At 65.9% G+C, this 20,787-nt stretch carries 25 protein-coding genes and 1 tRNA gene; 11 read left to right on the top strand and 15 right to left on the bottom strand.

What is annotated here, in order from left to right:
- The first annotated feature begins 49 nt into the window (after positions 1 to 49).
- Complete coding sequence (locus V5F89_RS11085) at positions 50 to 514, top strand: Lrp/AsnC family transcriptional regulator (protein ID WP_338445703.1); 465 nt, start codon at positions 50 to 52, stop codon at positions 512 to 514.
- A 109-nt stretch (positions 515 to 623) separates the two neighbouring features.
- Here the strand turns inward: V5F89_RS11085 and V5F89_RS11090 are convergent, their stop codons facing one another.
- The 8 genes from V5F89_RS11090 to V5F89_RS11125 form a co-directional block, all read right to left on the bottom strand.
- A complete protein-coding gene (locus V5F89_RS11090) occupies positions 624 to 980 on the bottom strand; it encodes an endonuclease domain-containing protein (RefSeq protein WP_338445704.1) in 357 nt (118 codons plus the stop codon).
- An 82-nt stretch (positions 981 to 1,062) separates the two neighbouring features.
- Entirely contained in the window at positions 1,063 to 2,424 is a 1,362-nt protein-coding gene (accC, locus tag V5F89_RS11095) for an acetyl-CoA carboxylase biotin carboxylase subunit (RefSeq protein WP_338445705.1), read from the bottom strand.
- 8 nt (positions 2,425 to 2,432) lie between these two features.
- Positions 2,433 to 2,930, bottom strand: a complete 498-nt coding sequence (gene accB, locus V5F89_RS11100) for an acetyl-CoA carboxylase biotin carboxyl carrier protein (protein WP_338445706.1) — start codon at positions 2,928 to 2,930, stop codon at positions 2,433 to 2,435.
- Between the two features lie 78 nt (positions 2,931 to 3,008).
- The gene (locus V5F89_RS11105; protein ID WP_338445707.1) at positions 3,009 to 3,443 is read right to left on the bottom strand and encodes a type II 3-dehydroquinate dehydratase; all 435 of its coding nucleotides are present in this window, start codon (positions 3,441 to 3,443) and stop codon (positions 3,009 to 3,011) included.
- Between the two features lie 3 nt (positions 3,444 to 3,446).
- On the bottom strand, positions 3,447 to 3,713 hold the full coding sequence (locus tag V5F89_RS11110) for a Txe/YoeB family addiction module toxin (protein WP_338445708.1): 267 nt from the start codon (positions 3,711 to 3,713) through the stop codon (positions 3,447 to 3,449).
- Complete coding sequence (locus V5F89_RS11115) at positions 3,710 to 3,964, bottom strand: type II toxin-antitoxin system prevent-host-death family antitoxin (protein ID WP_338445709.1); 255 nt, start codon at positions 3,962 to 3,964, stop codon at positions 3,710 to 3,712. The genes V5F89_RS11110 and V5F89_RS11115 overlap by 4 nt, the downstream gene beginning before the upstream one ends.
- Positions 3,965 to 4,023: 59 nt before the next feature.
- Entirely contained in the window at positions 4,024 to 4,437 is a 414-nt protein-coding gene (locus V5F89_RS11120) for a holin family protein (RefSeq protein WP_338445710.1), read from the bottom strand.
- Between the two features lie 73 nt (positions 4,438 to 4,510).
- On the bottom strand, positions 4,511 to 5,419 hold the full coding sequence (locus V5F89_RS11125; protein ID WP_338445711.1) for a CoA ester lyase: 909 nt from the start codon (positions 5,417 to 5,419) through the stop codon (positions 4,511 to 4,513).
- Between the two features lie 305 nt (positions 5,420 to 5,724).
- Here V5F89_RS11125 and V5F89_RS11130 point away from each other — a divergent pair, with 305 nt between their 5' ends.
- Complete coding sequence (locus V5F89_RS11130) at positions 5,725 to 5,982, top strand: hypothetical protein (protein WP_338445712.1); 258 nt, start codon at positions 5,725 to 5,727, stop codon at positions 5,980 to 5,982.
- Between the two features lie 140 nt (positions 5,983 to 6,122).
- On the opposite strand, the gene V5F89_RS11135 is transcribed toward V5F89_RS11130, so the two are convergent.
- Positions 6,123 to 6,575 carry a hypothetical protein gene (locus V5F89_RS11135; RefSeq protein WP_338445713.1) on the bottom strand — a complete coding sequence of 151 codons (453 nt, stop codon included), beginning with the start codon at positions 6,573 to 6,575 and terminating at the stop codon, positions 6,123 to 6,125.
- A 172-nt stretch (positions 6,576 to 6,747) separates the two neighbouring features.
- Positions 6,748 to 6,824 (bottom strand) — tRNA-Pro (locus tag V5F89_RS11140).
- 210 nt (positions 6,825 to 7,034) lie between these two features.
- Here V5F89_RS11140 and yajC point away from each other — a divergent pair.
- From yajC to secF, 3 genes are read left to right on the top strand one after another with little or no spacing between them, the layout of a single operon-like run.
- On the top strand, positions 7,035 to 7,355 hold the full coding sequence (yajC, locus tag V5F89_RS11145) for a preprotein translocase subunit YajC (RefSeq protein ID WP_047805889.1): 321 nt from the start codon (positions 7,035 to 7,037) through the stop codon (positions 7,353 to 7,355).
- Between the two features lie 13 nt (positions 7,356 to 7,368).
- Positions 7,369 to 8,964, top strand: coding sequence for a protein translocase subunit SecD (gene secD, locus V5F89_RS11150; RefSeq protein WP_338445714.1), 1,596 nt, complete (start codon positions 7,369 to 7,371; stop codon positions 8,962 to 8,964).
- A 12-nt stretch (positions 8,965 to 8,976) separates the two neighbouring features.
- Entirely contained in the window at positions 8,977 to 9,954 is a 978-nt protein-coding gene (secF, locus tag V5F89_RS11155) for a protein translocase subunit SecF (protein ID WP_338445715.1), read from the top strand.
- A gap of 34 nt (positions 9,955 to 9,988) precedes the next feature.
- Here the strand turns inward: secF and V5F89_RS11160 are convergent, their stop codons facing one another.
- The gene (locus tag V5F89_RS11160) at positions 9,989 to 11,167 is read right to left on the bottom strand and encodes a glycosyltransferase (RefSeq protein WP_338445716.1); all 1,179 of its coding nucleotides are present in this window, start codon (positions 11,165 to 11,167) and stop codon (positions 9,989 to 9,991) included.
- Complete coding sequence (locus V5F89_RS11165; RefSeq protein WP_338445717.1) at positions 11,164 to 11,736, bottom strand: helix-turn-helix transcriptional regulator; 573 nt, start codon at positions 11,734 to 11,736, stop codon at positions 11,164 to 11,166. The genes V5F89_RS11160 and V5F89_RS11165 overlap by 4 nt, the downstream gene beginning before the upstream one ends.
- A 98-nt stretch (positions 11,737 to 11,834) precedes the next feature.
- Here V5F89_RS11165 and V5F89_RS11170 point away from each other — a divergent pair, with 98 nt between their 5' ends.
- Complete coding sequence (locus tag V5F89_RS11170; protein ID WP_338445718.1) at positions 11,835 to 12,311, top strand: DUF6456 domain-containing protein; 477 nt, start codon at positions 11,835 to 11,837, stop codon at positions 12,309 to 12,311.
- Between the two features lie 46 nt (positions 12,312 to 12,357).
- Here the strand turns inward: V5F89_RS11170 and V5F89_RS11175 are convergent, their stop codons facing one another.
- Positions 12,358 to 14,193 carry an ABC-F family ATP-binding cassette domain-containing protein gene (locus tag V5F89_RS11175; RefSeq protein ID WP_338445719.1) on the bottom strand — a complete coding sequence of 612 codons (1,836 nt, stop codon included), beginning with the start codon at positions 14,191 to 14,193 and terminating at the stop codon, positions 12,358 to 12,360.
- 49 nt (positions 14,194 to 14,242) lie between these two features.
- Positions 14,243 to 15,787 (bottom strand): amidohydrolase family protein, encoded by a 1,545-nt coding sequence (locus V5F89_RS11180; protein WP_425334385.1) that lies wholly within the window; start codon positions 15,785 to 15,787, stop codon positions 14,243 to 14,245.
- Positions 15,788 to 15,938: 151 nt separating this feature from the next.
- Here V5F89_RS11180 and V5F89_RS11185 point away from each other — a divergent pair, with 151 nt between their 5' ends.
- From V5F89_RS11185 to V5F89_RS11200, 4 genes are all read left to right on the top strand, one after another.
- The gene (locus tag V5F89_RS11185; RefSeq protein ID WP_338445721.1) at positions 15,939 to 16,667 is read left to right on the top strand and encodes an SIMPL domain-containing protein; all 729 of its coding nucleotides are present in this window, start codon (positions 15,939 to 15,941) and stop codon (positions 16,665 to 16,667) included.
- Positions 16,668 to 16,747: 80 nt separating this feature from the next.
- Positions 16,748 to 17,053, top strand: coding sequence for a PepSY domain-containing protein (locus V5F89_RS11190; RefSeq protein WP_338445722.1), 306 nt, complete (start codon positions 16,748 to 16,750; stop codon positions 17,051 to 17,053).
- Positions 17,054 to 17,177: 124 nt separating this feature from the next.
- Complete coding sequence (locus V5F89_RS11195; protein ID WP_338445723.1) at positions 17,178 to 17,855, top strand: response regulator transcription factor; 678 nt, start codon at positions 17,178 to 17,180, stop codon at positions 17,853 to 17,855.
- Positions 17,856 to 17,982: 127 nt separating this feature from the next.
- Positions 17,983 to 19,314, top strand: a complete 1,332-nt coding sequence (locus tag V5F89_RS11200) for a HAMP domain-containing sensor histidine kinase (RefSeq protein ID WP_338447566.1) — start codon at positions 17,983 to 17,985, stop codon at positions 19,312 to 19,314.
- A gap of 21 nt (positions 19,315 to 19,335) precedes the next feature.
- Here the strand turns inward: V5F89_RS11200 and V5F89_RS11205 are convergent, their stop codons facing one another.
- Entirely contained in the window at positions 19,336 to 19,659 is a 324-nt protein-coding gene (locus V5F89_RS11205) for a chorismate mutase (RefSeq protein WP_338445724.1), read from the bottom strand.
- Positions 19,660 to 19,737: 78 nt separating this feature from the next.
- Between V5F89_RS11205 and V5F89_RS11210 the strand changes: the two genes are divergently transcribed.
- On the top strand, positions 19,738 to 20,766 hold the full coding sequence (locus V5F89_RS11210) for a polyprenyl synthetase family protein (protein WP_338445725.1): 1,029 nt from the start codon (positions 19,738 to 19,740) through the stop codon (positions 20,764 to 20,766).
- Positions 20,767 to 20,787: the final 21 nt, after the last annotated feature.

The raw sequence follows: 20,787 nt of genomic DNA on the forward strand, positions 1-20,787 counted from the left end.
TGCAATTTTGGGGTCGTGCGGTCGCACGGCGCACGTGGGGGCACCCGCAATGGCGAATCTGGACGAAATCGATCGGCGCCTGCTCGCCGAACTGCAGAACGAAGGGCGTGTCACGAATGTCGAGCTGGCGCATCGCGTCGGGCTGACCGCGCCGCCGTGCCTGCGCCGCGTGCGCTCGCTCGAAGAAGAAGGCGTAATTCGCGGCTATCATGCGGAACTGGACGCATCGAAGCTGGGCTTCGCAATCACCGTGTTCGCAATGGTCAGCCTGAAGAGCCAGGCGGAAGATGCGCTGCGCGAATTCGAAGCGCATATGCAGGAACTGCCCGAGGTGCGCGAAGTGCATATGCTCAACGGCGAGATCGACTTCATCCTCAAGATCGTGAGCCGCGACCTCCAGAGCTTCCAGGAATTCCTGACCAGCAAGCTGACGCCCGCCCCCAACGTGGCCAGCGTGAAGACCAGCCTGACGATCCGGACCAGCAAGCACGAACCGGGCGTGCCGCTGGAGTGACGCTTTCCCGGGCTGCGCTTCGCGAAACGGAGCGGGGCAATGCGGTCCTCCCCATTTTCACGCAGTGCAAATGGGGAGGTGGCAGCCGCGCCAGCGGCTGACGGAGGGGTTACTTGCTTTGGCAGTAACGAACGATCGAATCTGCAATTTCGTTCGCGTCGCGTAGAACCTCGCTCGCCGGAATACGAATGACCTCAATATTCTGTGCGCGAAGCCATCGGTCTCGGGCGATATCCCGCTCAGGCCGATCGCCCATGTCGTGTGCCTGGCCGTCAATCTCGATAGCGAGCTTCAGTGCCGCCACGTAAAAGTCCAGCACATACCGGCCGAGAGGGTGCTGCCGCCGAAATTTGATATCGCAAGCCTTCCGGCGTAGCTCCTGCCAGAGAAGCACTTCGGGCAAACTCATCTCTGCGCGCAACCGGCGCGCCCTGCCAATGTCCCGGATGCGCTTCGTGCGCGGCACTTTCCCCCTCCGTCACCCGCCTGCGGCGGGCGCCACCTCCCCATTTGCGCCTGCGGCGAAAACGGGGAGGAACCCGACCGGCTCACGCCTGGCTGTCGGTGCTGCGCTCCTTCAGCCATTCCTCCAGCCACTTGATCGAATAGTCGCCGTTCAGCACGTCGGGCTGCTTGATCAGTTCCTGGTGCAGCGGGATCGAGGTCTTTACGCCCTCGACCACCATTTCCTCCAGCGCGCGGCGCAGGCGCATGATGCAGCGTTCGCGGTTGCGGCCGTAGACGATCAGCTTGGCGATCATCGAATCGTAATAGGGCGGGATGCGATACCCGGCATATAGCCCGCTATCGACGCGCACATGCATGCCGCCGGCCGCGTGGTAATAGTTGACCGTGCCGGGGGAGGGGGCGAAAGTCCACGGATCTTCCGCATTGAGGCGGCATTCGATCGCGTGCCCGGTAAACGTGATCTCGTCTTGGGTGCACGACAGATCTTTGCCGTCGGCGATGCGGATCTGCTCGCGCACAAGGTCGATCCCGGTGATCATCTCGGTCACCGGATGTTCGACCTGGAGGCGGGTGTTCATCTCGATGAAGTAGAATTCGCCGTCTTCCCACAGGAACTCGATCGTGCCCGCGCCGCGATAACCCATGTCGGCCATCGCCTTCACGCAGACGCCGCCCATGCGGTCGCGCTCTTCGGGCGTGATGACCGGCGACGGCGCTTCTTCCAGCACTTTCTGGTGGCGGCGCTGGAGCGAACAGTCGCGCTCGCCCAGATGGATCGCGCCGCCGCGCCCGTCGCCGAACACCTGAAATTCGATATGGCGCGGGTTGCCGAGATATTTCTCGATATAGACGGTGGCGTCGCCGAAGGCGGCCTTGGCCTCGCTGCCCGCCTGTTTCATCAGGGTTTCGAGCTGGTCGGGCCCTTCGCAGACTTTCATCCCGCGCCCGCCGCCGCCGCTCGCGGCCTTGATGATGACGGGATAGCCGATCTCGCCCGCGATCCGCCGCGCCTCGTCGTAATCCGATACGGCGCCTTCGCTGCCCGGCACCAGCGGCAGGCCCAGCGCGCCGGCGGTGCGCTTCGCCTCCACTTTGTCGCCCATCGTGCGGATATGTTCGGGCTTGGGCCCGATCCACTTGATGTCGTGCGCCTCCACGATTTCGGCGAACTTGGCGTTTTCGGACAGAAAGCCGTAGCCGGGGTGGATCGCGTCGGCCTGGGCGATCTCCGCCGCCGAGATGATGTTGGCGACGTTGAGATAGCTTTCGTTCGCGGGCGGCGGGCCGATGCAGACCGCGTGATCGGCCAGCCGAACGTGCATCGCGTCGGCATCGGCGGTCGAATGGACCGCGACCGTTTCGATCCCCATTTCGTGGGCCGCGCGGTGGATCCGCAATGCGATTTCGCCGCGGTTGGCGATAAGGATGCGTGAAATGCCCACGATTCGCCTCAGCCGATGACGACCAGCGGCTGGTCGAATTCGACCGGCTGCGCGTTTTCGACCAGGATCGCCTTGACCGTGCCCGCCTTGTCCGCGGCGATCGGATTCATCACTTTCATCGCTTCCACGATCAGCAGCGTGTCGCCCTGCTTCACGCTGTCGCCGACCTTGACGAAAGGATCGGCGCCCGGCTCGGCAGCGAGATAGACGGTTCCGACCATCGGCGATTTCAATGCGCCGGCGTGATCGTCCGCCGCGGGCGGCGGCGAGGCTTCGCCGCCGGGGGCGGCCGGGGCGGGTGTCGCCGGTGCCGCCGGTGCCGGCGCGGCGAAGGTCGCAGGTGCAGCGGCCACCCCGCCGCGCGAAACGCGGACTTTGCGGTCGCCGTCCTCGACCTCGATTTCGGTAAGCCCGGTCTCGGCAAGCATTTCGGCCAGCTCGCGGACCAGAGCGGTGTCGACGTCCATGCCGGGCTTGCGCCCGGCGCTGCCTTTGTTCTCGGCCATTAAACAACCCTTGTTCGTTACGAACGCCCGCCTATGCGCGGCCCGGCCCGGGCTGGCAAGGGGGCGAGGGGGGAGAGGTTACAATTCCGCTACGGCCTCCAGCGCGATCAGATAGGATCGCGCGCCCAGACCCTTCACCGTCCTTACCACTGCCTCGCCGACATAGGAATGGTGGCGAAACGCCTCGCGGGTGGAGGGGTCGGACAAGTGCACTTCGATAACCGGCGTTCGGATCGCCTTGACCGCATCGAGCAATGCGATCGAGGTATGGGTATAGGCGGCGGGGTTGAGCAGGACCGCTTTCGCCCCTTCGGCCTGGGCCTCGTGCAGCCAGTCGACCAGCATCCCTTCGTGGTTGGTCTGGCGCATATCGATCGCCAGCCCCAGTTCGCGCGCGCGATCTTCCAGCATGGCGGCAATGTCGTCGAGCGTGTCCGATCCGTAGATCTCCGGCTCGCGCAGACCGAGCAGGTTCAGATTCGGCCCGTTGAGGACATAGACGGTGTTGGACATTGGTCAGTAGTGCCCCTTGCACTGAACGATTTCCAGCCTTTGATCGGGGTGTTTCCCGGCAATGCGATAGACGAGACGGTCCCTGTGGTTGACCCTGCGGGACCAGAGGCTGGCAAGCTCGCCTCGAAGCGGTTCGGGCTTGCCCGATCCTTTGAACGGATTCCTGCGGCTCTCTTCGATCAGGCCGTTCAGGCGCAGCAACATCTTCCGGTCGTTCTCGCACCAGTATCGATAGTCTTCCCATGCGTGGGAGGAGAAGACGATCTTCACGGGCGGATCAATTCACGCTCGATGCCTTCGCCGCGGTCGAGTTCGGCGATGCTTTCGCGCAACCGCCCGGCGTTTTTCGGATTTGCCAGCAGGTGCTCGGTCTCGACGATCGAGTTCCATTCGGACAGGGAGACCATCACCACGGCCTCTCCGTTGCGGCGGGTGACGACCACTTCGGAACAGTGGTCCACCACCTTGTCCATCACGCTCTTCAGGTTCTTGCGCGCATCGCTGTAGGTTATCACATCCACGACAGGTCTCCTTGCGGTGCATATGTACATGAAATTGTACATATGCAATGGGAACGGGCTCAGGCGTCGATGCCCTTTGCCTTCCCCCACTGGCGTGCGGCGGTGTAGCCGAGATAGCCGGTGCCGAAGAGCATGTAGAGTTCTTCGGGCAGGCCGCGCAGATAGGCGGTGATGCCGGCCCCGATGTTCTGTGCGGCGACCGGATCGAACGCCGACAGCACGCCCATCGGCAGGGCGAACAGCAGCAGGACGTACATGACGTAGAGAAAGCTCGGGCGCGCGCGGCTGGTCCAGGGATCGCGCGAACGGGCCTCCGCCACGATGGCCGAGAGGCGCGTCTCGATCCGTTTCAGTTCCTGCGTTCCCTCGAGTTCGAGCAGTTCGAGCTTGGCCCTGGCGCGGGCTTCCTTGTCCGGGATGACCTTGTCGATGATCGCGGAAATCGGTCCGATGAGTGATTCGATGAGAGGCATGGCGAACTCCTTGGTTGCGAGTCGCCAATTCATATAACCATAACGGTTAGTGTAGGAAAGTGTTTTTTGCCGGTCAGGCGTCCAGCCCGGCGTCGGCCAACAGGTTGCGCGCGAGGGCGAGGTGGGGCCGGTCGAGCATCGCGCCGTCGAGGCCGACGGTCCCGGCGCCGGGATTGGCATCGAATGCGGCAACGACCTTGCGGGCATGGGCGATTTCCTCCTCGCCCGGCGTGAAGGCGTCGTTGATCGCCTCCACTTGCGCCGGGTGGATCGCCAGCATCCCGCGATAGCCCTGGCCGCGCACCATGCGCGCCCGCTCGCGCAAGCCGTCGAGATCGCGGAAATCGGCCTGGATCGTCTCGATCGCCGCCACGCCCGCCGCTGCGGCGCCCAGCAGGCACAGGCTGCGGGCGAGTTCGAAGGTCGGCATGTAGCGCCCGTCCGGGCCGAACTGGACGCGCGCGCCGAGAGCCGAGGAGAGATCTTCCGCGCCCCAGCTCATCGCGACCAGCCGCGGTGCGCCCTCGTAGTCGCCGGTGCAAAACATCGCCCGCGGCGTTTCGGTGACGAGCGCGGCCACCCGCGTCGTGCCGGGGGCTATGCCGTGAATCGCCTCCAGCTTCGTGAGATGGGCATCGAGCGCCTCGACATCGGCGCGCCCTTCGGCCTTGGGCAGCATCACGCCGCCCGGACCGGCGGGCATCACCGCCTCCAGGTCGGAAAGCGTCTCGCCGCCCGCCAGCGGATTGACTCTGACCCACAGCCGCTCGCGATCGTCCCGCGTAGCCAGGAAATCGTGCACCAGCGCCCGCGCGGCGGGCTTGCTGTCGGGCGCGACCGAATCTTCCAGATCGAGCAGGACGATATCCGCCGGCCCGTCGGCTGCCTTGGCCATCTTGCGCTCGCTGTCGCCCGGGGCGAACAGCCACGATCGCATACGGGGCCGGGTGCTGGGTGCGGTGCGGGAAGTGGGCGCGTTCATCGGCAAATCCTCCTGCCGCGCGCGCTAGGGCCGAAGCGGGAAGGGTGCAAGGCCGGCGATGGCCGTTGGAACTGGGGGACCGCCGGGATGGGGCGATGGGTGAAACCACTGGTCGGGACGACTGGATTCGAACCAGCGACCCCCACACCCCCAGTATCTTCCGCGCCAATTTTACGCAGCTTTGCGCAGCCTTATGTAGCTTTATAATCAAGCGAGATCAGTTGCTTGGCTCTCGGAACTCGCCGTACCCAAGTTGGCGTAGCTTTACCGCTGCCACTTACGGGAATCTTACGGGAGCCAATTCCATGCCAAAGGGCAACTTCCAAGGGTTCGTCGTGCCCGAGCCGTGGGCGAATGACGGCGGAAAGCGGCGCGAGCCGGTGTTGGATGCTGACCACACACCGCCGCGTGTCGTTCGGCATGTCGGCTGGCAGCACTGCATCACCTGCCGCAAGCCGTTCTGGTCGAATGATGTGATCGCCCTACGCCGCTGCCCGTCATGCAAGGGCGTGAAGAACGAATACGCAAAGCCGCTGCGCAAACAGGAGACGGGACGGGCGTAGCGGTGCTCGGTCCGAGTCCAGCCGAGCCGGGGCTTAGCGGAGCAGTCCCCCGTTAAATCCAACCTCCGCAGTAGCGGGGAACTACGCCACCTGACGCTGCCGCCACCTCGCTCCTTCGGAGCGGGGCGGTGTTCTGAGCTTTAGACGAAATACACGTCCTCCGGCGAGAACTTGGAATCGAGCGAGTTTGCCTCAGCGGGCGCATTAGCCTCAATGGCCTTCCAGAACTTCTCATCGAAGCGTCCGTCGATGCGGAAGTATTCAAGGGCGTGAATCAGCTTGATGCGGTTCGCTTTATAGCCACCAAACTTCTCTTCGAGTTTGTAGAATCCCAACCCTTCGAAATCCTCAGCACGTTCCAGTTCATCAACGTACCTGAGCACCTCCGTGGCAAACTCCGCTTTGACGGCATAGACGTCCGCGAATGGATCAGCGCCGTAGGTTTCAAGCTCAATGTTCTCATGGAGGATCGGCGCGACGCGATTGAAGTAGGCGAACGCGAGCGCATCATTGAAGCTCTCTGGATTCTGCTTGTATCCAAGCAAGAATGTGAGGCGCTTCAGTTCGTAAAGAGCAACGAGATTCTGTTCCAAGGTAACACCCCCTGCTTGATTGATTGTTTATAGATGGGGAGTTCCCGTCGAACGGGCAAGAGTTATGCGGAATTCCCGCCACCGCTTACGGTAGGCTTATCACCGACCGCGCATAAGCAAACGGGGCGGCTCATGCTGCCCGCTTAACTTGTTGGTTTTGCTTTAAAACCACTGGTCGGGACGACTGGATTCGAACCAGCGACCCCCACACCCCCAGTGTGATGCGCTACCAGGCTGCGCTACGTCCCGTATCCAGTGGAGGGCGGCCCTATAGGGTGCCGGCCGGGTGGTGGCAAGCGCCGATCTTCGCGCCGTGCGCTATGCGCGATTCGTTGCTCTCATCTTCCAATGCTGCTAGGCGCGCCCACTTGATCGCCGGGGAGGCGAAGGGCGGGCAGTCGCCGGGCTCTACGCACCCCCCGCACATGTTCTTGGCTCAAGCTCGATAGGCACATTTCCATGCTCGATTTCCTTGCCGCGGCGGCCAGCGCAGACGCGCCGCCCGCGTGGATCCAATGGCTTCCGATCGTCGGCATGATCGCGATCTTCTGGTTCCTGATCATCCGCCCGCAAATGCGCCAGCAGAAGCAGCACCGCGAGAAGATCGCCGGGATCAAGAAGGGCGATCAGGTCGTCACCGCCGGCGGGATCGTCGGCAAGGTCGTCAAGGTGGACGACAACTACGCCGATATCGAGATCGCGCAGGGCGTTCGCGTCAAGACGGTGAAGAGCACGATCGGCGATATCGTGCCGCCCGGCGGCGCGGCGGCGAACGACTGAGCGGGGCCGGCGGATGCTCGATTTCCCGCTCTGGAAGCGCGGCTGGTTCTGGGGGCTCACACTGGCCCTGACGGCGCTGGCGCTGCCATCGATCTTCTCGCTTTCGGGCGCCCGCTGGCCGGCGGCGCTGCCCGATCCCGAGGTCAACCTCGGGCTCGACCTTGCCGGCGGCAGCCACATCCTGCTGGAGGCCGATCCCGCCGAAGTCGCGAGCCAGCGCCTGCGCAACATGGAGGAATCGGTCCGCTCGACACTCCGCCGGGCGGAGCCGAGCGTCGGTTTCGGCGACGTTTCGACGGCCGATGGCCGGCTGAGCTTCATGGTCGAAAGCGTCGCGGACGTCGATCGCGCCCGCTCCCTGCTGGAGCCGCTATTGAACGGCGAGGGGCTGGTTCGCGAATGGAACCTGTCGGTGGTCGACGAAACCCGCATCGTGCTGACCCCGACCGAGGCCGGGCTGGAAGCTGCGGTCAATGCGGCGATGGATTCGTCGCAGGACGTGATCGACCGGCGCATCAACGCGCTGGGCACGCGCGAACCGACCATCATCCGCCAGGGCGAAAACCGCATCGTGGTCCAGGTGCCCGGCCTGCAGGATCCCCAGCAGGTCAAGGAACTGGTGGGTCGCACGGCCAAGCTCGAATTCAAGCTGGTCAACGAAAACGCCCTGCAGACCGATCTGGCGCAGGGCATTGCCGAACCCGGGCAGCAGATCTTCCCTTATGCCGCCGACAGCGGCTTTGCCGGGCAGAACGTCGCCGTCTACCGCCTCGGCGGGATCGACGGCGGATCGCTGATCCGGGCGCAGGCCAGCCGCAATCAGGACAATCAGGACGTCGTCGTCATCCAGTTCGACCAGCAGGGCGGCAACCGCTTCGCCAAGCTGACCTCGGAAAATGTCGGCAAGCAGTTCGCGATCATCCTCGACGGCGAGGTGATTTCCGCGCCCGTGATCCAGGATCGCATCCTCAGCGGCGTGTCCGAGATTTCAGGCAACTTCACGCCGGAAAGCGCGCAGCAGCTGGCGATCTCGCTCCAGTCCGGCGCGCTGCCGGTGGACCTGACCGTGGTCGAGGAACGGACGGTGGGGCCGGACCTCGGCGCCGAATCGATCCGCCTCGGCCTGCTCGCGATGCTGGTCGGCTCGATCGCGGTCGTGACGCTGATGATCGCGTCCTACGGCCGCTTCGGCGTCTATGCGACGATCGCGCTGGTTTTCAACGTGCTGATGATCCTGGGGATCATGGCGCTGATGAACACCACGCTGACGCTGCCGGGCATTGCCGGCTTCGTGCTGACGATCGGCGCGGCGGTGGACGCCAACGTGCTGATCAACGAACGCATACGCGAAGAACGCAAGCGCGGCCGGCGGGTGATCGCAGCGGTCGAGAACGGATATCGCGAGGCGAGCCGCGCGATTTTCGACGCCAATATCACCAACTTCATCGCCGGCGTCCTGCTGTTCATGTTCGGCACCGGCCCGATCCGCGGCTTCGCGGTGGTCCTGGTGATCGGCCTGTTCACCAGCGTTTTCACCGCCGTTTCGCTCACCCGCATGTGGGTGGCCGGCTGGCTGCGCCGGGCGCGGCCGCAAGACCTGAACATTTGAGGGAGACGATCGATGAAACTCCTCAAACTCGTCCCCGACGATACCAACATCAAGTTCCTGCGCTGGCGCGTGCCGTTCTATGTGGTCAGCATCCTGCTGATCGCGGCGAGCTGGGGCCTCGTGTTGACCAAGGGCCTGAATTACGGCGTCGATTTCGCCGGCGGATTGAACATAACCGCGACTTTCACCGAAAGCACGCAGGCCCCGGTCGGCGAACTGCGCGAAACGGTGGCGGACCTGGGATACGGCGAACCGATCGTCCAGCGCTTCGGCGAGGACAACCAGGTATCGATCCGCGTCCCGCTGCCCGACAGCGCGGAGGGCAATCCCGAGGCGGCGCAGAATATCGCCAATGCCATCGTGGCCGAACTGGAAGCAGGCTTCGCCGATTTCCGGCTCGACGGCAACGAGAACGTCTCTGGCAAGGTCTCGGACGAATTTCGCAGCGATGCGGCCTTCGCGCTGATTGCCGCGATGCTGGCGGTGGCGCTCTACATCTGGATCAGGTTCGAATGGCAGTTCGGCGTGGGCGCGCTGTTCGCGCTGTTCCACGACGTCTCGCTGACCCTGGGCATGTTCGCGCTGTTCCAGCTCGAATTCAGCCTGCAGATCATCGCCGCGATCCTGGCGATCATCGGCTATTCGCTGAACGACACGATCGTTGTGTACGACCGCATTCGCGAGAATCTGAAGAAATACCGCAAGATGCCGACGCCCGAACTGCTCGATCTGTCGGTCAACGAAACGCTGGCGCGTACGGTTATGACCTCGCTGACTCTGCTGATCGCGCTGGTGCCGTTGCTGCTGTTCGGCCCGGCCAGCCTGTTCGGCATGGTCGCGGCGATCACGCTGGGGATTTTCGTCGGCACTTACAGCTCGGTCTACATGGCGGCGCCGATCCTGATCTGGCTGGGGGTCGATTCGCACAGCTTCGTGCCGGGCGAAACCGATGCGGACAAGCAGGAGAAGGTGGCTCGGGGCGAGGTCTGAGGGCGAGTCGCGTGAGCGCTGCTGAAAAGGATCTCTAGATAAACCCTTCGTAAAGCGCGGCGAGCCGGGCCGCATGCGCCGGCCACCCGAACCCGGCCACCGTTGCAGCCACGCGCTCGCGCGGCGGCGGATCGGCGAAAATCCGGCGCAGGGCGGCCGCGATCGCGTCGATCTCGCGCGCGACGACGTATCCCGCGTCCGGCCCGGTCACCAGTTCGCGCGCGCCGCCGGCTTCGGAGATAACGATCGGCGTCCCGCAGGCGAGCGCTTCGACCCAGGCGTTGGCCAGGCCCTCCTTCTTCGAAGGCAGCACCATTGCGTTGGCGGCAGACAGGATCACCGGCAGCGTGTCGTGATCCACCGAGCCGACGAAGTGCACCCGGTCCGCCACGCCAAGATCGCGTGCGAGCGCGCGCAAATGCTTTTCGTCCTCACCCTTGCCGACCAGCAGCAGGCGAGTGCCGGGAATGCCGGCGATCGCGCCGATCACCAGATCCTGCCCCTTGCGGTCGATCAGCGCCCCCACGGTGGCGACGAGCGGGTCGTTCTCGCCAAGCGGGATGCCAAGCGTCTCGCCCAGGCGCGTGCGCAGGCCGGAATGGGCCAGCGGGCGAAAGCGGTCGCGGTCGAGGCCGGTATAATGGATCGCGATCTTGCCCGGCGGCATGCCGAGCGCGATCATGTCGTCGGCCAGGGCCTGCGACACCGAGAGCAGGCCGCGCGCGCCGGCGGCGGCGTCCAGCATCTGCTCGCGCGCGAAACCCTTTGTGCCCCACAGCGTGATGTCGGACCCGCGCGCCTTGATCGCATAAGGCAGGCCGAGCTGCTCCGCGAGCCAGGCGGCCGCCGGACCGTCGGGATAGAAGAACTGCGCATCGACCAGGTCGAACGGGCGCTGCGCATGAAGCTCGCGAACGAGGGGCAGAACGGCGCGCGCGATCAAGCTGGGGTTGATGCGCCCGCCCATGCGCGGCACCAGCAGATAGCTGGGGCGCCGCACGTCCACGCCGTTTTCCACCCCGTCCACCGCCGCCGCCGCCAGCGCGCGGTAGCGGCCGAGCGCGAGCGGGGGAATGCCGATCGGGTTGATCAGCGTCACGTCCCAGTCGTCGCGCGCCGCCAGCGCTTCCAGCGAGCGGGCAACGAATGTCCCGAACTGCGGGGTGGAGGCATTGGGATAGAGCGTGGAAATCGACAGCAGGCGGCGTGTCACAAGCGGCGCACCAGCATTTCCGCCACTGCCAGCCATTCGGGCGAATCGACAACCTGCTGCTTTTCGCCCGCGCCATGGGGCAGAATGCCGACGAGCGTACCCTTGCGATCGATCAGGCGGCCGAACGCGAACCTGCCGCCCTTGCGCGGGACGAGCACGTCGCGGTTGATGGCCCGCGCGCTCTCCGCCGGATCGATCCGGCGCAGCCAGACCTGGTCGCCGGCGAGATAGGGGCCGGTGGCGGCCTCCACCGCCAGCACGACGAGCGGTTCCTCGCCCCCGATGGCCGTCGGCGGGATCGCGTCGCGCGGGCGCGCGAGCGGCTCGGCGCCGTTCGCCGCGAGCGTGGCGACGACTTGCGCATGGGCGCTTTCCTCCGCCCGCACGAGCGCCTCCGGCGAAACGCCCAGCGCCTTGCCGATACGATCCATCCACTTGATGGACAGATTGCGCATCCCGGTTTCGAGACGGCCGATCGTCTGTGCGGTCGTGGGCGGGTCGCAGGCTGCGGCAAGATCCGCCAGCGTCATGCCCTTTTCCTTGCGAATATCGCGGATGCGATTGATCACGACAGTCTCCGTATAACCAAATTGGTTTTTCACTTTCCTACAGGCGGCACCATTTGGCAAGCCTCGATTCGCACATTGCACAAATGGAGGAGCAGCCGATGCCGCGCAGACTTGCCGAACGCGAACTGACCGGGGAAGGGCCGCGCCGCGATGGCGACGCGCGGGGGAAACGGCGCACGGTCACCGTCAACCTTGCCGAATCGCCGCTGTCGTGGCTGCACGCCCGGGGCCACCTCGACGATCGCCTGTTCGCCGCGGGCGAGTGCCTGCGGGCCGATTACGAGCGCGCGCAGCTCTCGCCCGGCGTGACCATGCGCTGGGACCCGGTGCGGATCAAGGTTCCCGGCGGCGCGCCCGCCCTGGCCGCGACAGAGCGGCAAATCGCGGCGAAGCAACGGTTCGACGGCGCGCTGGCGCAGGCCGGGCGCGGGCTGTCCGACATCCTCTGGCGCGTGGTCTGCGGCTGCGAAAGCCTGCCCGACGCCGAACGCGCGCTCGCCTGGCCGGCCCGCAGCGGCAAAGTCGTGCTCAGGATCGCGCTGGACCGGGTGGCCGACTACTACCGTATCGGCTGAACGGCCCGGGCGGGATCGGGTCGATGCGGGGCTTGGCGGGGCCGCATCAGCCCGGCTGAACGCGGCCCTGATCTTCCACCATTTCCGCCAGTTCGAGCCAGCGTTCCTCCGCGGCATCCTTTTCCGCGCGGGCGTTCTCCAGCCCCTGGGTGATATTGGCGAATTTCTGCGGATCGCGGGTGAACAGCTCCGGGTCGGCGAGGATTGCCTCGCCGCGAGCGATGGCGGCCTCCAGCTCCTCGATCCGGGCCGGCAGCTGTTCGTAGTCGCGCTGGTCCTTGTACGACAGCTTGGCCGACCGCGGCGGAGGCGGGGGCGGCGGAGGCGACGGCGATGCGGCCTTGGCACCGGACGTCCTGGCCCGCGCGGGACCGGATCGTTCCCTGCGCTTCGCCTCCCAATCCTCGTACCCGCCGGCGACGATATCGACGAAGCCGCTGCCGTCGAGCCCCAGTGTGAGCGTCACCGTGCGGTCGAGGAAATCGCGGTCGTGGCTGACGATCAACACGGTGCCGTCGTAGTCGGCGATCACTTCCTGCAGCAGGTCGAGCGTTTCGAGGTCGAGATCGTTGGTCGGCTCGTCGAGCACCAGCAGGTTCGACTTGCGGGCGAATTCGCGCGCCAGCAGCAGGCGGCTGCGCTCGCCGCCCGACATGATCCCGACTTTGGTGTCGACGACCTTGGGATCGAACAGGAACTCCTTGAGGTATCCCTGGACGTGCTTGCGCGCGCCTCGCACGTCGATCCAGTCGCCGCCCTCGGCGAGCACCTGGCGCACCGTCTTGTCGCCTTCCAGCAGGCTGCGCTGCTGGTCGATCATCACACCGGTGAGCTTCTTCGAAATTTCGACCGTGCCTTCGTCGGGCGCGATCTCGCCGGTCAGCAGTTTCAGCAGCGTGGTCTTGCCCGCGCCGTTGGCACCGACCACGCCGATCCGGTCGCCGCGCTGGATGCGCAGGGTGAAATCGCGGATGATCTTGCGCTCGCCATAGGACTTGGAGACGCCCTCGGCCACGATCACCGACTTCGACTTGAACTCGTCGTCGCTCGCGAGGCCGAGCTTGGCGGCCCCCTTGGGGGCGATCATCGCCGCGCGCTGGGCGCGCATTTGCCACAGTTTCTCCAGCCGCCCCTGGTTGCGCTTGCGCCGCGCGGTGACGCCGCGTTCAAGCCAGTGCGCCTCGATCTTCAGCTTGGCGTCGAGCTTTTCCGCCGCGCGCGCTTCCTCGGCATAGACCTGTTCTTCCCACGCCTCGTAACCGCCGAAGCCGACTTCCTTGCGCCGCAGCGTCCCGCGGTCGAGCCAGATGGTCGCGCGGGTCAGGCGCTTGAGGAAGGTACGGTCGTGGCTGATGACGACGAACGCACCCTTGTAGCGGTCGAGCCAGCCTTCGAGCCAGTCGATCGCCGCGAGGTCGAGGTGGTTGGTCGGTTCGTCCATCAGCAGCAGGTCCGGCTCCTGCGCCAGCGCCTTCGCGATCGCGGCGCGGCGCCGCTCGCCGCCGCTCGCGCCTTTCGCCTTGGTGCCCATGTCGATGCCGAGCTGACCGGCGATCGCTTGCACCTCGTGCTCGGCCGGCGCGTGTTCGCCGCGCAGAGCGAAGTCCATCAGCGTGTCGCAGCCGGTAAAGTCGGGATCCTGCTCCAGCAGCACGATGCGCGTGCCGGGCTTGACCTTGCGGATGCCGCGGTCGGCCTCGATCCGGTCGTCGATCAGGCGGAAGAGCGTGGTCTTGCCGGCGCCGTTGCGGCCGATCAGCGCCAGCCGGTCGCGCGGGCCGATGTGCAGGTCGATGTCGGCCTGCTCGGGCCCGCCGAACAGCCAGCGGCCGCCCTGCTGCAGCCCGAGACCTTCCCAGGAGAGGATCGGTGGTTGTGCCATGAGGCGCGCGAGGTAGGCGAGGGCGCGCCGCGCCGCAAGCGGCGAAGCGTTACTGCCCCTGCGCCGCGCGCTGCTCCTCGACCATCCGCGCCACGCTTTCGAGCAGGGCGGGCGCGTCGTAGACCACGCCGTCCTTGATCGTCCAGCGCACGCCGCCGACGGTCTCGATCCGGTTCGTTTCACGGTTCAGGCGCTTGTGACCGGTGCCGTAAAGGACCTTGAGGTTGTCGAGCGGATTTTCGGGCACGATCACCAGATCGGCCAGCTTGCCGGCCCGGATGCTGCCCATCGGCGGCTCGATCCCCTTCGGCTCGTAGATCTCGCGCGCGCCGTTGATCGTCGCGGCCTGGATCACCTCCAGCGGGCTCAGCCCGGCCTCGCGCAGCATCTCCAGCTCGGCGATATAGGCGAAGCCCCAAGTCTGGTAGATATAGCCGGGGTCGGAGCCAGCGGTGACGCGGCCGCCCTTGTTCTTGAACGCGTTGGTCAGCCGCATCCACGGGCGGTAGAAACGGCGCCAGGCCACTTCGTCCTCGGTCGTCCAGTCGTGGTAGTAGCTGCCGTGGTTGGTCAGGCTCGGCTCGTAGAACTTCATCAGCGAGGGCAGAGTGTACGTGTCGTGCCATTCGAGCGTGCGGGCGCGCATCACGTCGCGGCTGGCGGCGTAGATGTTGAACGTCGGACTCAGCGTCACGCCGCTTTCGACCAGGAAATCGACGTATTCGTCCCATTTCTCGCTGCCCGGCGCGACGATCTGGTCGGCGAGGCGGGCGACTTCGCCGAAGCGGTCCTGCTCGTCGAGATAGTTGTAGCCGGCCGGGTAGCGCGGCACGGTGCCGTCGTTCAGCAGGCTTTCGAAATGGCCGTAGAAGTGCGTCACGCCGTCGAGCCCCAGTTCGACCGCCTTGCGCGCGTTGACCTGCGCGACGCCGACTTGCGCGAGATGCGCGACGGTGCCGAGGCCCAGCTTGTCCGCTTCGTCCAACGCGGCCGCGAGCACTTCGGGCGTTTCGGAGTTGAAGAACTTCACCCCGTGATATCCGGCCGCCTCGATCCAGCGGACCCAGGCGCGCGCCTTCTCCGGCGTGTCGGGCGTGCCGCCGTCCCACTTGTCGCCGAACGCGGCGTAGGGGATCAGGCGCGGGGCGACGATCGTATTCGCTTCGCTGCGCGCCGCGTCGCCGATGTCGGGCTGGTCGGGACCGAAATAGAACGATACGCCGCGCACCGTCGTCACCCCGTGCGCCAGCCACAGCTTGTATCCGTAGGACGGCTGCGGCGCCTTGGCCGGGTCGCCGTTGTGCCCGTGCGTGTCGACGAAGCCGGGCAGGACGTACATGCCGCTCGCGTCGATCGTGCGGCTGGCGCTGTCGAGCACGTCCTGCGGCGCACCGGTCAGGTGGACGGCTGCGATGCGGTCTCCCTCGACCACGATGTCGACCGGCCCCATCGGTGGGGCGCCGGTGCCGTCGATCATCGTCGCGCCGCGGACGACGAGCACGGGATAGGGCCCTTCGCCTTCGCCCGGCTGCCTGTCGGGCACAGGTTCCATCGCCGGCTGGGCGGCAATGGCCGCGCTCCAGGCCAGCAGCATCGTCGCGATTGCGCGCAGGATCGTCGTCAAAGTCTGTTACCTCCCTGTCGATTGCCTCTATTGCCGTCCTGGAGCGCAGGAACAAGCCGGTTCATCGGCGCGTAATTGACAGGGCCGCATCACGCGCGGCCTGAACAAGGAGAACTCTTCCATGATCCGTCACGCCATTCCCCTGTTCGCCGCGACTGCGCTCGCTTCGGTTCCGCTCGTCGCCCCTGCCCATGCTGCCGAACTGCAGATCCAGGCGCAGGGGCCGGTGGTCGAGCTGACCGTGAACGAGATCGTCTATGCCGAGCCCGACGTTGCCCAGATCGGAGCCGGAGTAACGACCCGCGCGGCCACCGCGCAGGCGGCGGTGCGCCAGAATGCGACCGCGATGGCGCAAGTCGTCGCCAGGCTGCGCGAGCTGGGCATCGCCCCGCGCGATATCCAGACATCCAACTTCAACCTCAACCCGCAGTACGATTACGATCGCGAAGGCGGCACGCGCACATTCGTCGGCTACGACGTCAACAACCAGGTGCAGGTCAAGCTTCGCGACCTCGATCGCGCGGGCGAAGTGCTCGACGCGCTGGTTTCGGCCGGCGCGAACAACATTTACGGGCCCAACTTCATGCTCGAGGCGGACGAGGCGGCCAAGCGCGAGGCGCGCGGGAAAGCCTATCGCAAGGGGCAGGAAATGGCCCGGGAATATGCGCGCATGGCCGGGTATTCCGAGGTCCGCCTGCTCGAGATCTCGGAAAGCTTTCAGTCCTATGGCGGACCGCAGCCGGTCGCCCTGCGCCAGAGCGCCGAAAGCGCGGACGCCGGCACGCAGATCGTGCCGGGCGAGGTCGGCACCGGCGCAACCGTCACCGTGAAGTACGAAATGACGCGATAGCGCCGGATGCGTTGCTGAACCGGACGCCGTGGCGGTATTCAGAGCTTGTTCAATCGTTTCTGTCTAGGCAGGTTGACGTTATGCGAAAGCTCATCGTCTCCTGCCTTGCCACCACGCTTGCGATCACCGGTTTCGCCATGCCTTCCGCGTATGCGCAGTCGCTCGACGATCAGAGCGACGCGCGGCGCGAGATGCGTGCGGGCAACCAGCTGCGCCTTGCCGATATCGAGCGGCGCGTGGTTCCGACCATGCGGGATTCGGAATATATCGGCCCGGCCTACGATTCGACGGCCAAGGTTTATCGGCTGAAATTCATCCGCGACGGCCGGGTGATCTTCGTCGATGTCGATGCGCGGACCGGCCGGATCGTGCGCCGCAGCCGCTGATATGTGCGACGCAGAGCTGCAGCCCGGCGAAACCGCAGCCTTGTTGACGCGTTCGGCGCGAAAGCCCACTTAACGAAGGCCCGATCCATGGGGTGGAAGCCCGATCCAGGGGGAACGACCGGCAATGCGCATATTGATCGTCGAGGATGAACCGACACTCGGCCAGCAGCTTAAATCCACGCTCGAACAGAACGGCTATGCCGTCGACCTGTCGACCGATGGCGAGGACGGCCATTTCCTCGGTTCGACCGAGGATTACGATGCGGTTATCCTCGACCTCGGCCTGCCCGAGATCGACGGCCTGACCGTGCTCGGCATGTGGCGGCGCGAAGGGCGCACGTTCCCGGTGCTGGTGCTGACCGCGCGCGACAGCTGGTCGGACAAAGTCGCCGGGCTGGACGCCGGCGCCGACGACTATCTCGCCAAGCCGTTCCAGACCGAGGAGCTGATCGCGCGCCTGCGCGCGCTGATCCGCCGCGCATCGGGCAATACTTCGTCCGAACTGGTTGCCGGCGACGTGCGGCTCGACACCCGTTCGGGGCGGGTCACGCTGAAGGGAGAGCCGGTCAAGCTGACCGCGCAGGAATACAAGCTGCTGAGCTACCTCATGCACCACAAGGGCAAGGTGGTCAGCCGGACCGAGCTGATCGAACATATCTACGATCAGGATTTCGACCGCGATTCGAACACGATCGAGGTCTTCGTTACCCGTATCCGCAAGAAGCTGGGTGCGGACGTGATCACGACCATCCGTGGCCTCGGCTATAGCCTCGACGACCCCGAAGACGCCCCCCGCGCCTGACGATCCGGCTCTCGTGCCCGCTGCGCGCGGTGCCGAACCGGTCGCCGGCCAGGGCGAAGGGGGAGGGGGTGTGGACGGCATCGGGCCGGACGGGGCCGCGCCGCATACCGGCAGCCTGGCCCGGCGCATGCTGCTTATCGCGGCGGGATGGATCCTGGTTCTGCTCGTGGGCGGGGGGATTGCCCTCGAACGGACGCTGACCGGCCAGGTCGAACGCAGCTTCGACGAACGGCTGGGTTACCTGCTCAACACGATGATCGTGATTTCCGAAGTCGCGCCCGACGGGGAAGTCTATTTCATCCGCCCGATCGGCGAACCGCGCTTCCTCGAACCGAACAGCGGAATGTATTGGCAGATCACCGCCGAGGGGCGCGAGGGGTTCGAATCCTACTCCCTTGAACCGTCGCAGTCGCTGTGGGACCGGACGCTGACCCCGCGCGGCGGGCACCTCGACAATGCGCCGCATTACTACGACAATCTGGAATTCCCGGAAGAGCCGCTGCGCGTGGTCGAACGCAGCGTGATCCTGCCCGACAGCGACACGCGCTGGACTTTCATGGTCGCCGCCGCGCGCGAAGAACTCGACGCGCAGATCGTGCGTATCCGATCGATCCTGATCTGGAGCTTCGCCGCGCTCGGCCTCGGCCTGTTCGGGATGGCCGTGCTGCAAAGCTATTACGGGCTGCGCCCGCTGCGGCGCATTCGCGCCGCGATCCAGCGCATTCGCACGACCGGCAGCAACCGCGTGTCCGACCCGCTGCCGCTGGAAGTCCAGCCGCTGGTGGAAGAACTCAACATGCTGCTTGCCCATTCGGAGCGGCAGGCGGAGGAAGCCCGGACCCATGCGGGGAACCTCGCCCACGCGCTCAAGACTCCGCTGACCGTGGTCAACAACGCCGCCACCGCGCAGGCGCCGGACCTGGCCGATACCGTGATTCGCGAGGCGCGGACCATGCGGCGGCACGTCGATCACCATCTGGCCCGCGCGCGCGCGGTCGGCCGCCGCTCGGTCGGCCATGCGCGCACGCCTGCCTGCGACAGCGCGGAGGCGGTGCGCCGCGCGGTCGAGCGCCTCTATCCCGAAGTCCGCTTCGACATCGACGGGAACCGCCAGGCGCGCGTCGCGATCGAACGGCAGGACCTCGACGAAATCCTCGGCAACCTGATCGAGAACGCGGCGAAATACGGCGGCGGCAGCGTGTTCGTGACGATCGACGCCGAACCCGATGCGGAACGCTGCGTGATCTGGATCGAGGACGACGGCGCAGGCATCCCGCCGGCAGAACGAACGCGCATCTTCGATCGCGGCGCGCGGCTGGATACGGACAAGCCGGGCACCGGCCTGGGCCTTGCCATCGTGCGCGACGTCGCGGAGATTTACGGCGGCGCTGTCGAACTGGGCGAAAGCGAGGACCTGGGCGGCCTGATGGTCAAGCTGATCCTGCCGCGCGCGGCCTGACCGGCCGCGATCGTCCGACCGTCAGCCTCCGCGTGCCCGCTCGTGGTGGCGGATGACCTCGTCGATGATGAAGCGCAGGAATTTTTCGGAGAATTCGGGGTCGAGCTGCGCTTCCTCCGCCAGCGCGCGCAGGCGGGCGATCTGCTCGCTCTCTCGCGCGGGGTCCGCCGGGGGCAGCGCATTGGCTGCCTTGTACTCGCCCACTGCCTGGGTGATGCGGAATCGCTCCGCCAGAATGTGGATCAGGGCGGCGTCGATATTGTCGATGCTGCGGCGAAAGGCGGCGAGCTGCGCATTGCCGGTGGCGGGGGCGCTCTTCGCATCGGCGGGGGCGGAATCGGGCATCGCGAGCGGACTTATCACGCGTTTGCGGACAATTCCAAGCTTGCCAAGCATGGCCGGGAACAGCAATGCGGGCGCGATATGACAGCCGACGTCGTTCCTCTCCCGCCGCGCCGCCCCCCCGCCGACGCGCGCCCGACGCTGGAGCCGATGCTCGCGCTCACCGCGAACGGGATGAATTCGGTCAATGCGGTGATTCTCGAACGGATGCAGAGCGAGATTCCGCTGATTCCGCGTCTTGCCGGGCACCTGATCTCCGGTGGCGGCAAGCGCCTGCGCCCGATGCTGACGCTCGCCGGGGCGGAACTGGTCGGCTATCAGGGTACGCGCCACTATCGCCTCGCCGCGGCGGTGGAGTTCATCCACACCGCCACCCTGCTGCACGACGACGTTGTCGACGGTAGCGAGCTTCGGCGCGGCAAGGCGGCGGCCAATATCATCTTCGGCAACCCGGCGACCGTGCTGGTCGGCGATTTCCTGTTCAGCCGCGCTTTCGAACTGATGACCGAGGACGGCAGCCTCAGGGTGCTCAAGATCCTGTCCGGGGCCAGTGCCGTGATCGCTGAGGGCGAAGTTTCGCAGCTGACCGCGCAGCGGCAGATCGAAACGAGCGAGGAACGCTACCTCCAGATCATCGGCGCCAAGACCGCCGCCCTGTTTGCCGCCGCCAGCCGCATCAGCGCCGTCGTGGCCGAATGCGGGGAGCGGGAGGAGCAGGCGCTGGAGGACTACGGCCGCAACCTGGGCGTGGCCTTCCAGCTGGTCGACGATGCGATCGATTACGATTCGGACGCCGCCGAAATGGGCAAGGACCAGGGCGACGATTTCCGCGAGGGCAAGATGACCCTGCCGGTCATCTTCGCCTATGCCCGCGGCACGGGGGAAGAGCGCAAGTTCTGGCAGGCCGCGATTGCGGGCCACCGCAGTTCCGATGCGGACCTGGCGGAAGCGATCCACCTGATCGGCAAATACGACGCGGTCGAGGCGACGCGCGAACGCGCCCGCCATTTCGCCGCGCGCGCGGTCGACGCGATCTCGATCTTCCCCGATGGCAAGGCACGCTCCGCGATGGCCGAGGCGGCGCATTTCGCGGTCGCACGGGGGTATTAGCCTTCGCTCCGATCGCTCCTC

Source organism: Pelagerythrobacter marensis (genome assembly GCF_036700095.1).
In the GTDB taxonomy this organism is placed as follows: Bacteria; Pseudomonadota; Alphaproteobacteria; order Sphingomonadales; family Sphingomonadaceae; genus Pelagerythrobacter; species Pelagerythrobacter marensis_A.